10 protein-coding genes are annotated in these 13,765 nt (G+C 67.4%); 6 read left to right on the top strand and 4 right to left on the bottom strand.

The annotated features are described in order from the left end of the window. Positions 1-15: 15 nt before the first annotated feature. Complete coding sequence (locus tag FNH08_RS01390) at positions 16-1,119, top strand: AraC family transcriptional regulator (protein ID WP_194238325.1); 1,104 nt, start codon at positions 16-18, stop codon at positions 1,117-1,119. Positions 1,120-1,239: 120 nt separating this feature from the next. Here FNH08_RS01390 and FNH08_RS01385 read toward each other — a convergent pair whose 3' ends face one another. Together FNH08_RS01385 and FNH08_RS01380 are read right to left on the bottom strand one after the other, a co-directional pair. Then, positions 1,240-1,929, bottom strand: coding sequence for an isochorismatase family protein (locus tag FNH08_RS01385; RefSeq protein ID WP_152769371.1), 690 nt, complete (start codon positions 1,927-1,929; stop codon positions 1,240-1,242). A gap of 381 nt (positions 1,930-2,310) precedes the next feature. After that, entirely contained in the window at positions 2,311-3,201 is an 891-nt protein-coding gene (locus FNH08_RS01380) for a LysR family transcriptional regulator (RefSeq protein WP_322723453.1), read from the bottom strand. A gap of 77 nt (positions 3,202-3,278) precedes the next feature. On the opposite strand from FNH08_RS01380, the gene FNH08_RS01375 reads away from it, so the two are divergent. Further along, entirely contained in the window at positions 3,279-4,556 is a 1,278-nt protein-coding gene (locus FNH08_RS01375) for an MFS transporter (RefSeq protein ID WP_152769369.1), read from the top strand. 256 nt (positions 4,557-4,812) lie between these two features. Here the strand turns inward: FNH08_RS01375 and FNH08_RS01370 are convergent, their stop codons facing one another. Together FNH08_RS01370 and FNH08_RS01365 are read right to left on the bottom strand one after the other, a co-directional pair. After that, positions 4,813-5,448, bottom strand: coding sequence for a GntR family transcriptional regulator (locus tag FNH08_RS01370; RefSeq protein WP_322723450.1), 636 nt, complete (start codon positions 5,446-5,448; stop codon positions 4,813-4,815). Positions 5,449-5,467: 19 nt separating this feature from the next. Then, a complete protein-coding gene (locus FNH08_RS01365) occupies positions 5,468-6,022 on the bottom strand; it encodes a VOC family protein (RefSeq protein WP_152769368.1) in 555 nt (184 codons plus the stop codon). 142 nt (positions 6,023-6,164) lie between these two features. Here FNH08_RS01365 and FNH08_RS01360 point away from each other — a divergent pair, with 142 nt between their 5' ends. The 4 genes from FNH08_RS01360 (at position 6,165) to FNH08_RS01345 (ending at position 13,754) form a co-directional block, all read left to right on the top strand. Beyond that, positions 6,165-8,348: an alpha-ketoacid dehydrogenase subunit alpha/beta gene (locus FNH08_RS01360; RefSeq protein WP_152769367.1), complete on the top strand. Its 2,184-nt coding sequence runs from the start codon at positions 6,165-6,167 to the stop codon at positions 8,346-8,348. A 43-nt stretch (positions 8,349-8,391) separates the two neighbouring features. Beyond that, complete coding sequence (locus tag FNH08_RS01355) at positions 8,392-9,756, top strand: dihydrolipoamide acetyltransferase family protein (RefSeq protein WP_152769366.1); 1,365 nt, start codon at positions 8,392-8,394, stop codon at positions 9,754-9,756. A 125-nt stretch (positions 9,757-9,881) separates the two neighbouring features. Further along, complete coding sequence (locus FNH08_RS01350) at positions 9,882-11,072, top strand: NAD(P)-dependent malic enzyme (protein WP_322723448.1); 1,191 nt, start codon at positions 9,882-9,884, stop codon at positions 11,070-11,072. A gap of 1,296 nt (positions 11,073-12,368) precedes the next feature. Beyond that, positions 12,369-13,754, top strand: coding sequence for a purine-cytosine permease family protein (locus FNH08_RS01345; RefSeq protein ID WP_152769365.1), 1,386 nt, complete (start codon positions 12,369-12,371; stop codon positions 13,752-13,754). Positions 13,755-13,765 lie beyond the last annotated feature (11 nt).

Below are 13,765 nucleotides of genomic sequence, written 5' to 3'. Positions count from 1 at the left end.
GACAGGAGATACGCGATGACGATCTTCAGGACCGAACCCGGCCGGCAGCCTGGGCGTGTGCGTCACACCGACGGGTCCGCACTTCCGCTTTCCAGGCCTGGGCAGGACAGACCGCGCCGGGACGACAACCTCGATGCTGCTCGACCAGGGGTGAATCCGGTAGAGCGGTACCGCACCGACGACATCGAGTGGGCATGCCAGCTCGGCGCGCAGGTGTACTACCCACAGCGTCTGGTCGTGCTGGAGGGTCACGGAGGTCTCGGTATGGAGCTGGCGGTGAAGCGTTATGGGCAGGTGACCGTCGGCAGCATGACCTACTCCCGTTCGGTGCGTATCGAATGCGGCGTCCTCGACACGGGCTACAACATCAACATCGCCACGACCGGAACAGTCGAAGCCACCGCAGGCGGACGACGGCTGAAGCTGATGGATGACACAGCCGGTGTCTTCAATCCGGTGGATGACACGACCCTTGATCACTGGAGCCGTCGAAGCCACGTCGTGGGCTTCAAACTGGACCGTGAACTCGTCGAGCGCACCTTCCAGGCCCTCACCGGCTCACCTTCGCGGCGACCGATCGTGTTCGCGAACAGGCTCGACCTGACCTCCCCGACGGTGCGCCCCTGGATCCATCTGCTCCAGGCGTTCGTACCGGCCGCCACGAACCCCTTCTCGGTCAACTCACACTGGCTGATGGAGCGCGAGATGAGTTCGATGCTGGCAACGGGAATGCTGTTGAGCCTGCCCCACTCCCACTCCTCGATGCTCGCTTCCGGGGCGGACCGCTCCACGAGCGAACGCAACGCTCGGCGCGCCGCCGCGATGATGGAGGCACATCCTGAGGATCCCTGGAGCGTTGAGGACATCGCGTGCGCGGTCGGCGTCGCGGTCCGCACTCTGGAATCGGCGTTTCGCAAACACTTTGATCTGACTCCGCGGCAGTTCCTCCGGTCGGTGCGGTTGGAACGGATTCACGAGGACCTGAGGTCGGCGGATCCACAGCAGACGACCGTTGCCGAGATCGCCTATCGATGGGGTTTCACCCACCTCGGACGATTCTCCGCGGTGTATCGGCAGCGCTTCGGGGTCCTCCCGTCCGAGACGCTCCGCAATGGCTGAGCCGACCGCTCGCCTGCGGGTCGGAGAGGTAGGCGCGCGGCGAGCACCAGGGGTGGGCGTGAAACGGGCAGGCCACCCGCCCTCCGCGCGACGGCCGTCGCGCGGAGGGCGGATCCCAGGTCACATGAGCTGCCCCCGAGCCGCGGCCCAACTGACCTCGGCCGCTGCTCCCTCACCGACGCCGGCCTCGGCCTGTGCGCGCATCACGGACTCGATGACCGCGGCGTATCCCGCACTGACTCCGGCGTAGACACCGCCCCACTGCAGCGCGTCCTCGCGCGCCCAGGTCTTCTGCAGTTCGGCGGCGACGCCCAGGGTGTCGACCACGGTGACGCCGGCGCGGCTCAGGCGCTCGATCGAGACACGCTGCGCCACCTCGGAGTAGGTGCCGGAGGCATCGATGACCGCGTAGACGCGGTAGCCGTCAGCGAGAGCGGCGAGGGCGGGCTCGACGACACAGATGCTGGTCATGATGCCCGCGATGATCAGGGTTCGGCGGCCGGTCTGCTCGACGGCGCGGCGGAAGCCCGCGACGTCCCAGGCGTTGATCTCACCGTGACGCTGGACGTAGATCGTGTGCGGTGCGTTCCCGAGGATCTCGGGGATCAGCGGGCCGTTGGGGCCCTCGGGGACAGAGGCGGTGGCCACCACGGGGACGCCGGCCAGAGTCGCGGCCTTGACGAGGGCGCTGACGTTGGTCCGAAGTTCGCTGATGGGCAGGTCATCGACGATCTGGAGCAGCCCGCTCTGGTGATCCACCATGAGCAGGACGCTGTCCGCGGGGTCGATGAGATTGCTCTGATTCGACATGAGGCGTCTCCTGGGAGAAGAGGGCGTCGGGGTCGGCTTAAGCCGATGCGCAACCGATTGCCATTAGTTGAACGCTAAACCTCCTGCCGGGGTCCCACAACATACGCGTCTGTGACGCCCATCACTCTCGCGTGCGGATTTCGGCGGGGGAGGAGCGGCGCGGCGCTCTGTTTCCTGCGTAACCAGGCGCTGTCACCTGACTTGACGACCGGCAACCGAGTCGGCTGTGCAGCCTCTCCCCCCTGGATGCCAGGGCCCGGAGAGCGCACGTCCCTCCCGTTTCCTTCCGCACCACACACACGATCCGCACCACACACGATCCGCGCCGCTCACAAAGGGCTGGATCCGAGTCCTGGCGAGGCGACGCCCCCGACTCCCGGGTTATTCCGCGTGGCCGGCCAGAACCAGGTCGAGAAAGGCTCGGGCCGCGGCGGAGTACCGCCGGTGCGCGGAAGTGATGAGCGAAACCTCGAAGCGGGGCTCGGGGTGGACCGGGCGCAGGGCGAGGTTGTCGGCGCCAGAAGCGGAGATCAGCGAGCCGCTCAGGAAGGCGCAGCCGAAGCCGGCCCTGACCAGGTCGACGACCATGGGGATGTCGGTCACCTCGACCGCGATCTCGCGTCGGAGGCCGGCCCGCAGGAAGACCTGGTCGACACTGGCCCGGGTTCCCCAGCCGACCGGGAAGTCCACGAAGCGTCCGCCGTCGAGTTCCGTGAGCGGGATCAACTCCTGCCGGGCGAGAGGGTGGCTCTGCGGACAGGCCAGTAGCAGGGGCTCCGAGGCGAGTGGACGAACCGTCAGACCGCTCGGATAGTCGCCGGGGAGAGCGGCGAAGGCGAGATCGAGGGTGCCGTCGGCCACCTTGGCCGCCAGTTCGGCGGAGCCGCCCAGAGCTGTGCCCGGGACGATCCGCACCTGCGGGCGCTCCTGGTGGTACCTGGTCAGAAGCCCGGCCAGGTCGATCAGCGACAGCGAGTGCATGATGCCGACGTGGACGGTGCCGCGCAGTCCGCCGTGGGCGGCGGCGACCGCGTCCCGGGCGGCGTCCACAGCGGCCAGAGCGGTACGCGCCTCGGGAAGCAGCGCCCTGCCGGCGTCGGTGAGTGCCACCGGGTGGGTAGTGCGATCGAAGAGGCGCCCGCCGAGCTCACGCTCCAGGGCGCGGATGGAAACCGAGAGCGTCGACTGCACGAGGTGGAGGCGTTGCGACGCCCTGGTGAAGCTGCGCTCCTCGGCTACGGCGAGGAAGTGCGCAAGGTGCCGAAGCTCCACATCATGCTCCCCATTGATGATCGCCATCGATATTCTTCGTTGGACACCATAATGTGGTCCGGAGAAGGCTGAGCTGCATGTCTTCTGTCATCTCAGCCGGAAGGGCCCGGGCCGATCGGTCCCGTTCTCCTCACGCCCGCCGTCGGCATCACTCGTTCGGTTTCTGGGTCGCGACGCTCGCGTTCCTGGTGAACATGGGGTTCTCCGCTGTCCCCACTCCTCTCTACGTCCTCTATCAGCGTCGCGACCACTTCTCCACGATCATGGTCACGGTCATCTACGCGGCGTACGCGATCGGCGTGATCGCCAGCCTGTTCTTCGGTGGTCACGTCTCCGACTGGGTCGGACGCAAACGAGTGCTGGTGCCCGCTCTGCTGGTGAGCGCGGTGAGTGGGTTGATCTTCCTTTTCGAGCCCAGTCTGCCCGGGCTGTTGGTGGCCCGGATCGTCTGTGGCGTCTCGGTTGGGCTGACCACCGCGACGGCCACCGCCTACCTGGGCGAGCTACATCTCGGGACGACCGCAGGCATGAAGGGATCACCGCAGTGGGCCCAGACGGTCGCCACCGCCGCGAATCTGGGCGGCATCGGCGTCGGACCGCTGGTCGCGGGCTTGCTGGCCCAGTACGCGCCACAGCCGCTGCGGCTGCCGTACATCGTCTTCGTCACCGCTCTGCTCATACTGGCTGCCCTGATCGCCCTGTCGCCCGAAACGACAGACATGCCGGATCCCGCTCCCCGGTACCGCCCGCAACGGGTCGCCGTACCGAGGCACGCCCGCCGCATGTTCTTCGCCGCCACCGCCGTGGCCGCTTTCGCGGTCTACGGCGTGTTCAACTCCCTGGCGCCGTCCTTCCTGGCGGGGACATTGCACGAGGACTCGCATGCGCTGGCCGGCGCGGTGGCGTTCGGCGCGTTCGCGTCCGGTGCCGTCGCGCAGATCTCGCTCAGCCGGGCCACGCTGCAGCGGACGTTGTCCACGGGGCCGCTGTTGCTGATCCCCGGCCTGGCGCTGCTGACAGCCGGGATGTGGCTGCCCGACCTGACGATGTTCGTGGTCGGCGGAGTGCTGTCCGGGGCGGGTGGCGGTCTGGCTTTCCGCGGCGCGCTGACCGCTGCCGGGGCGACGGCGCGGCCCGAATCCCGTGCGGAGGTGCTGGCGGGTTTCTTCCTGGGCGCCTACGTCGGCCTGTCCGTCCCGGTCGTGGGGCTGGGTGTGGCGTCCCGGTACGTGTCCCCGCGGGTGGTGATGCTCGTGTTCGTGGTCCTCGTGGCCGCCGCGGTACTGCTCTGCACGCGCCTCGTGGCCGCCGAGCACACCCGTCGCACCGCCGAAGCGGGCGTCAGCCGGGGGTAGCGGGGCGCCCGTCGCGCCGACCCGGCACGCCGAGGACCGCAGGTATGGAAGGTGTTCCCCGGTGATCTCCGCGACGGAGGTTTCCGCCGCGCGCACGATGTCCGCATGGGTCAGGTAATGGAACGAAGACCCCGAGCCGTTCTCCGGACCAAGACAGCCGAAGAAATCCCCGACCGCCCAGCCCGCTTCTGCCGACGGATCTCCGGCGCAGGACAACCAGCGACAGATTTGAGCCCGCGATTTCAGGCGCATCACACTAGCCGGAGAACACCTCAGGGTGGCGCAGGAGCTCAAGGCGAGTGCGTTTGATGTGGCCGATGAGCACGTGTTCCGCTGTTTCGACGTCCCGGCGCCGGATGGCCTCGATGAGCAGCCGGTGCTCGGCGTTGAGGACCCATTTCCGGTCCAGGGTCGCCATGCGGGTGAACGCGCGTCGATAGTGCTGCGTCATGTCCCAGTAGCGGTTGACCATGCTGCCGAGCTCGGTGCTGGTGCAGCCGCTGTAGGTGAGTGTGTGCAGCTCGCGGTCCAGGCGCAGGAAGTCCTCGACATCGTCGGTGGCCTCGATCTGTGCCTGGATCTCCTCGATCCGGTCGATGTCGGTGTCGCGCAGCGCGGGGATCGATTCCGCCAGGGCGAGCGGCTCGACCCGTTCGCGGATCTTGTAGGCGATCTCGCAGTCGCGCTGTTCCATCGTGGAAACCCAGGCTCCGGTGCTGGAGCGCAGGGTCACCAGGCCGGAGGATTCCAGTATGCGCAGTGCTTCCCGGACGGGCAGCCGGCTCGCGCCGAACTGCGCGGCGAGTTCGTCCTGGACGATGCGTTCACCAGGTGACAGCCGCCCGGCGAGGATCTGCTCGCGCAGGTGCTCGGCGATGCGCCGGCTGGCCACGCCAGGCCTGAGTGCTGCCTTAGTCGTCGCCACATGCCCTCCAGTGCGGCTGCTTCTTGATCTGAGCTGGTGAGGGGAGCCTATCGAAGGCCTTGCCACCCGGGTACGAGACGAGTTCGAACTGCATGCCCCAGGGTGCGAGGAAGTACACCCACCGCTGTCCTTCACTGGGGCCCTTGCTCGCCGTCGGAGCGCCGAGTACGCGGACGTCGCGTTCCCGCAGGTATGCGACGGCTGCGTCGAGGTCATTGACGTAGAGGGCGACATGGTGACCACCGATATCGCTGTTCCTGGGCTGTTCTCGGCGCTGGTCCGCGGCCTCGTACGCGAACACCTCGAAGATCGCGGCTCCGCCGCAGCGGAAGAAGTGCAGGCGGCGCATCACCGTGTCGGGTGCCACGTTGAGGTGGTCCGACATCCAGGTTCCGTCGTCCTGGTAGGGGCCGAGTGTGTACATGTACTCACATCCCAGGACATCGACGAGGAACTGCCGCGCCTCTTCGAGGTCGGGGACCGTGAATCCGAAGTGATCAATCCCCGCGAGTCCGGGCAGTCCGGATGGTGACGCCGTCATAGCTATCCCTCATTGGATCCGATCAGGAGCTGTCAGCTCCATCTAAGCCGGAAACACCTGGTGAGATCAAGACGCACGGCTTGTCATTGGATCCAATGTGTGTCAGTGTCGTCGATGTTTCAAGCCACGTCGAGGAGGCTTCATGGCCACGCACCACAGGCTGCGCGCGGCGTCGAACTGGGTGGAACTGCGATCCACGGAGAAGGACTGGGACAGCGTCGAGGGCGATGTCCTGCGCCGCATGTTCAGTCACCTGTTGTGGATCCGCCGTTTCGAGGAGCACGTACTGGAGCTCGCCGGGCAAGGCCTGATCCACGGCCCCGCCCACTCGAGCATCGGCCAGGAGGGCGGGGCCGTCGGTTCCGTGCAGCCGCTGCGCGACGACGACTCCATCAACGGCACCCACCGCGGACACCACCAGTTCCTGGCCAAGGCCTTCGCGCATGTCGCTGACGCCCCGTCCGGATCACTCCAGAAGATCACACCGAGCGTGCGGACGGTTGTGGAGCGCACGCTGGCCGAGATCTGCGGTCTCGAACGGGGGTTCTGCCGGGGCCGCGGTGGATCCATGCACCTGCAGTGGCGCGATGCCGGAGCGATGGGTACCAACGCCATCGTCGGCGGCGGTGTCCCGCAGGCTGCCGGCTTCGCCTGGGCCCACCGACAGGCGGGCTCCGATGCCGTCTCCGTGACCTACTTCGGTGACGGCGCGGTGAATATCGGCTCGGTGCTGGAGACGTTCAATCTCGCCGCCGCGTGGAAGCTGCCGGTCTGCTTCTTCATCGAGAACAACCAGTACGCGGTCTCCACGCACGTGGCCGAGGTGACCGCCGAGCCGCGGCTGTCCGCCCGCGGCCTTGGGTTCAACATCCCCAGCTGGCGCGTGGACGGCATGGACCCCGTGGCCGTCTGTCTGGCGATGCAGGAAGCCGTTGCGGTGATGCGCTCAGGGGGCGGCCCGACGATCATCGAGGCGGATCTGTACCGGTTCTTCCACCAGAACGGTCCGTACCCCGGCAGCGCCTTCGGGTACCGGGACAAGGCCGAGGAGAAGGCCTGGCGCGAGCGGGACCCGCTCGCCCTGCTCGAGCGGCAGATCCTGCGGCGTGAACTCGCGAGCCAGGAGGAGATCGACCAGGCCGCCGCCGACATCACCGCCACCCTTTCGGAAATCGACGACGAGCTGCTGGAACCGGAACCCGGCGGCAAGCCGGGTCAACGGCGGATCAAGCCGTCGGAGTGGCCCCGGACCACCTTCGTCGACGTCGGCGTCCGCGGTGACCTGAGCGAGTTCGACGGCGTCCGGTTCGAGGAAGCGGACACTTTCAGTGGCGCCACCGACACCGTCAAGTTCATCGACGTGGTCAGCAAGGTCATGGAGCGGCGCATGGCACAGGACGAAAGTGTCGTCGTCATGGGCGAGGACGTCCACAAGCTGAGGGGTGGCACGAACGGTGCCACCAAGAATCTCCCCGAGAACTTCCCGGGCCGTGTTCTGGGAACACCCATCAGCGAGAACGCCTTTGTCGGGCTCGGCGGCGGCATCGCCCTGGACGGACGCTACACGCCGGTCGTGGAACTGATGTACGCCGACTTCATGTGGGTGGCCGCCGACCAGTTGTTCAACCAGGTGGCCAAAGCCCGGCACATGTTCGGTGGCGACAGTGACGTGCCCTTCGTGCTGCGCAGCAAGATCGCCACCGGCACGGGCTACGGTTCCCAGCACACCATGGACCCCGCGGGGATCCTGGCGTCAGCCCCCGGCCTGCGCATCGTCGCACCGAGCACGCCCTTCGACTACGTGGGACTGATGAACAGCGCCCTGCGCTGCAAGGACCCGGTCGTGGTCCTGGAGCACGTCGATCTGTACACCTCGTCGGGCATCGGACCGGTCGACGACTTCGACTACTGCGTTCCGATCGGCAAAGCCGCCTTCAGACGACGAGGCCAGGATCTGACGATCATTTCCTACCTGTCGATGGTGGACCGGTGCCTGGAGGCTCTGGACGCGGTCAGGACGGTCGACGCGGATGTCATCGATCTGCGGTGGCTGAACCGGGCCGACGTCGACTGGGAGGCCATTGAGCAGAGCGTCAAGAAGACCAACAACGTCCTCATCGTCGAGCAGGGGGCCGTGGGCACGTCCTACGGCGGCTGGCTCGCTGACGAGATACAGCGCCGCCTGTTCGACTGGCTGGACCAGCCGGTGCAGCGCGTGACGGGGGCCGAGGCGTCACCGAGCATCAGCAAGATTCTCGAACGCGCCGCCATAGCCGGCACCGAGGAGATCATCGCCCGGCTCCAGCAGATCTGCGAAGTCGACTGAGCTCGCCTGCATCCCGCAGTACGACAGGACATTAGGAGAGGTCATGGCCAAGCTGCTGCACATGCCAGAGGTGGCGGCAGGATCAACAGAGGCGATGCTGTCGCAGTGGCTCGTCAAGGAGCACGCCGACTTCGCCGCCGGGGATCCGATTGCCGTCATCGAAACCGACAAGGCGTTGGTCGAGCTCGAGGCGGAACATGACGCCACGCTGGCGGGCATCCTCGCGGAGGCCGGCAGCACTGTGGAGGTCGGCTCGCCCATCGCGGTGCTCCTGGATCCAGGCGAGGAAGCCACCGATCTGGTCGCGGTGCTGGCCCGGCTGGGAGTCACCGAGCGCCCCTTCGCGGACACCACTGCGCGGGCCGACACCACGGCCGGCCCGCCCCGGGACGGGCAGGGTGCAACCCCGGTCCCACCCGAGGAGGCCGAGCGGATATTCGCCAGTCCACTGGCGAGGCGGCTGCTGAAACAGGCCGGACTGTCGTTGACCGACGTCCAGGGCACCGGACCGCACGGACGGATCGTCCGCAAGGACGTCGAGCGGGCGATCGCAGCCCGAGCAGGCGGTGGCACGGCTGCGGACAACGGCTCGGCCCCCAAGTCCTCGGCGGAGAACCCGGTCGACGTCAGCCGGGCCCTGCCGGCCAAGGCCGACCCGGCCACCACGTCGCCCGCCCATTCACCGGCTGTGGAGGCCGGCCGGTATGCCGCACCGGCACAACCGGGCGTCGCCGAGACCATCCCGCACACACGCCTGCGGCGTGCCGTGGCTGCCCGCCTGACGCAGAGCAAGCAGCAGGCGCCGCATTTCTATCTCAAGGGCAGTGCCCGCATAGACGATCTCCTGGCTCTTCGGCACGAGATCAACCAGGTCTCCGCCGTCCGCGTCTCGGTCAACGACTTCGTCATCAAGGCTGCGGCGTACGCGCACCAGCAGGTACCGCAGATGAACGCCATCTGGCAGGACGAGGCCATGCTCCGCTACGCCTCCGCCGACATCGGCATCGCCATCGCCTCCTCCCGAGGCCTCGTCACCCCGGTCGTCAGGTCCGTGGAGTCGCGGGCCCTGAGCAGCGTGGCAGCGCAGGTCAAGCAGTACGTCGAGCAAGCCAACGCCGGACGGCTCGTCCAGGGTGACCTTGAGGGCGGCACCCTGACCATCACCAACCTCGGCATGTTCGGGGTGGAGGAGTTCACCGCCATCATCAACCCGCCCCAGGCCGCCATCCTCGCGGTCGGCGCAGGCCGAAAGGAGCCGGTCATCAGCAGCGAAGGAACCCTCACCACGGCGACCGTCATGAGGGTGGTGCTCTCCGTCGACCACCGGGCCGTCGACGGCGCTGACGCGGCACGCTGGATGAGCGAGTTCACCAAGGCGATGGAGCAGCCCTTGCTCACGCTCGTTTAGTAGAGGTCCTACCGGTAGTCCGGGTCCTTCAGGCCCTTCTCCTCGCTCTTCCACTCAGGGACGCGACCTGGCGGCCCCAGCGCAGAACCCTTCGGATTTCGACCGAACATGAGGCTCGTACACCCGTGGAATCACACACCCCATTCGCACAGACGGACACCGAACTGCTGGAGGCGGCCTTCGCACTCCACCAAGGCGGAAAGCTTGAGACGCGCCCGACCGTGCCGCTCAACGACGCAGGCGACCTGTCCCTCGCCTACACGCCCGGTGTGGCCTTGGTGTGCTCCGCCATCGCGCGTCAGCCGCATCTCGTATACGACTACACGTGGAAATCCTCGACCGTTGCGGTCATCACTGATGGCACCGCAGTGCTCGGCCTCGGAGACATCGGTCCATATGCCGCCCTCCCGGTCATGGAAGGCAAGGCCGTCCTGCTCAAGCAGTTCGCGGACATCGACGCGGTCCCCATCGCACTCGACTCCACCGACGTCACTGAACTCGTCGACACAGCAGCCCGCCTGGCGCCTTCCTTCGGCGGGATCTTCCTCGAAGACGTCTCCGCACCGCGCTGTTTCGAGATCGAAAGCCGCCTGCAGGAGCGCCTCGACATACCGGTCTTCCATGACGATCAGCACGGCACCGCGATCGTCACCCTGGCCGCGCTGCGAAACGCCGCGAAACTCACCGGGCGTTCACTGGGCGAGCTGCGGGCGGTGATCTCCGGCGCCGGTGCGGCCGGTGTGGCCATCACCAGGATCCTCGTGGAGGCAGGCATCGGTGACGTCGCTGTCGCGGATCGCCGCGGCGTGCTGCACCTCGGACGCGACGACCTGACCCCGGTCAAGCAGGAACTCGCTGCCACTACCAACAAGGCCGGCCGGACCGGTTCGTTGGAGCAGGCCCTCATCGGCGCCGACGTCTTCATCGGTGTCTCCGCCGGGACCGTGCCCGAAGCGGCGGTCGCCGGGATGAACAAGGACTGCTTCGTGTTCGCCATGGCCAACCCGACGCCTGAAGTCCATCCCGACATCGCGCACAAGTACGCGAGGGTCGTGGCCACGGGGCGCTCCGACTATCCCAATCAGATCAACAACGTCCTTGCCTTCCCGGGGGTCTTCGCCGGCGCTCTGCAGGTGCGCGCCACCCGCATCACCGAGAACATGAAGCTGGCGGCGGCCCGGGCACTGGCCGCGGTCGTGGAGGACGAACTGTCCGAACAGCGGATCGTTCCCAGCCCGTTCGACGAGCGGGTCGTCCCCGCGATCGCTGACGCAGTGGCGGGCGCGGCCAGGGCCGACGGGGTCGCCCGCCGATAATCCTCGCCACGCCGCACGCGGCCACGCGTACGGGCGCTCGCGCCGGCCGTGCACCGCATGGCCGGCGCTCCTGCGTGTGAGCCGCATACCGGCGGCTCCCCCAACCCACCGGGCATCCCCGTTCTCTGGCCGGCGTCACAAGGGTTGACAGCTCCTGGGGCGCACCGTCAGCATGGCGCGTACTGCAATCGGTTGCAGATCGGGTCCGAACAGGCAGATCAGGGCTCGAGTGCGAGCTGGTGCAAAGGACTGCGAGTCGGTCTCTTTCCGCTCTCTTTCCATGACTTCACCGCATGCATCCGATTGCAGAGAAGCGGGGAGCCCGCACTGAGGCAGAGCCGGCGGTCCACCCACGTGTGCCGGCTCTCCGAACGGACCGTCCGCATCGGACGCGCCGCCGACCCACCCGAGGCCCAGCTGTGTCCCGAGGCAACCCCTCGAAGGAAGAGCGGGCAGAGCCGCCGCGCGTCCTCATCACCGCACCACGGCAACGCGTGTGCCCGACCACCCGTATCCCGGTCACCGGTTTGCCGCACCGGAGATCAGAGCGGGAGACAAAGGAGTCATCGTGACCGCCACCACCGCACCGACGGGCCGGGCGCCGCCTCGCCGGGACCGCAGAGCGAGCCGCGACCTGGTCGACGGTGGTGCCGCGCCCCTCACTGACCTTCTCCTGGGAGCCAATCCCACCTCTCCATGATCATGTGATTCGCGTCGACGGACGTCTTCGGTGCCAGGGCCGCCGTCGTCGGGGCCACCGGCCTTGTGGCCCACAGGGGCCTGGCCTTGGTCATCCTCACTCTTCACAGCGCGAGAACCGCGCTCACGCAGGCGATCGCGCAGGAAGCCGGCGTCGGACAGTCGTGCACCACAGGCCCGCCCCCGCTGGGACCAGGGCCATCCGCCACCCGATTGACGGCCTTCCTCACACCCTGACCGAGCACACAGCAGCCGACTCCGATCCAGGCACCGCTCGGGGCGGCCAGGAAGATCCGGTCCGTCACACCTCATCCACATCCGGCTGGTATTCCCACCAGCTACGTTCGCGAAGGACCCTGATGTGACTGCTCAAACGTCCTCCCACGCGCGCCAACCGCTCGACATGAGAGATCACTCCGCCGTTCCCGCTTCCGGCGTGGAATCAGGAAACGATCCGCTGCATGTCGCCCCGCGCGCCGGTCGCCCTGGCCGGCTCTCCCTGAACATGGCTTTCTGGTCCCTGTTCAGCGCGATGTTCTGGCTCACGCCGCTGTCTCGACCGCCCAGGCGGTCGGCAGTACCGACGCCCTGATCGGCATGGCCCTGGCAACCGCCCTCTTCGGAGCGGTGAACATGGTGCTCGCCCGCTACGCCGCGAAATCCGGCCTCAGCGTCGCCATGCGATCGCGGCGCCTGTTCGGCTACGTCGGCGCCACGCTCGCACCGCTCATCCTGGGCGCGACCTGTCTGTACTACGCGGTCTTCGAAGGGTCCGTCATCGCCGTCACCTTCCAGCACTACTTCGCCCCGAACAGCGACATACGCATCTGGTACGCCGTTTGCGTCCTCTACGCGATCCCGCTCGCCCTGGGTGGCGTCCAGAGGTGGCTGGACAGACTCAACGGATGGCTGCTGCCCCTCTATGTCATCGGCATGATCGCTCTGGTCGTCACAGCCGGAACCCAGCACGGATTCCACGGAAGGTTCCTGAGCGTCGCCGCCCCGGCCGCGACCGGCGACCTGCCCGGCTGGCTCTACGCCTTCTGCATCTACCTCGGCCTTTCCGTGATGATGATGTCGACGGTGGACTTCGCCAGGTTCGGGAGAACCTCCGACTCGCGCTTCCACGGACTGGTGACATTCGGCCCGGTCTTCTACGTGGCCACCTTCATGGGCAACGGCCTGATCGGCCTCTTCGTCATGGAAGCGGTGTTCCCCGGCCAACTGGCGTCGGAGACCGGCATCGTCGACGCCGTGCTGAACACCCTGGGCTTCGCCGGACTGCTCCTCATCTTCGTCAGCCAGACACGCATCAACACGGCCAACTACTTCCTCGCCTCCTCCAACCTGGACGCCGTCGCAGCCCAGGTGCTGCGCATCCAGTGGCCCCGCTTCGTCTGGGTCCTGGTCACCGGGGCACTGACCTACGTGTTCATGCTCACCAACGTGTTGTCCTACCTCCTGACCGCACTCGCCTGGCAGGGCGTGTTCGTCGTCGCCTGGGTCGGCGTGATGCTCGCCCACCTCGCCCACGACCGCGACGGCAAGTCCGACACCCCCGAGTTCCGCCCCGGCCGCCTGAGCCGGTTCTCCGTCGGTCTGGTCGCCTGGCTGGTCCCATCGGTCACCGGCATCCTCATCACCGAGTACGGCGCCCCCGGCGCCTGGTACACCCAGGGCGTCCTGATCGGTGTGTTCGCGCTGTCCTGGGTCCTGTACACGGCCACCGCCCGATGGGGCCGCTCCCCGGTCCTCCAGCGCGGTGACGACCCGCGCGACGAGGTGACGGATCCGTGGACGACCATGATTCGCTGCCACCGGTGCAAGCGGTACAACACCGCCATCGAGGTGGACCGTGACCCCACCGCCGAGGACGCGGCGATCTGCGCGTCCTGCGCCGAAGGGAGCACGGACTTCCGGAAGGCGGCCCTGGCGCAGAGCCGCAAAGACACCTCGGCCCCGGCAGCGACGTCCCCCGCATAGGTGCCACCACT

The organism is Streptomyces spongiae, from assembly GCF_009377185.1.
Classification (GTDB): domain Bacteria; phylum Actinomycetota; class Actinomycetes; order Streptomycetales; family Streptomycetaceae; genus Streptomyces; species Streptomyces spongiae.
The sequence above is the reverse complement of the archived record's forward strand: the minus strand, read 5'-3'. Positions and strand labels throughout refer to the sequence as shown.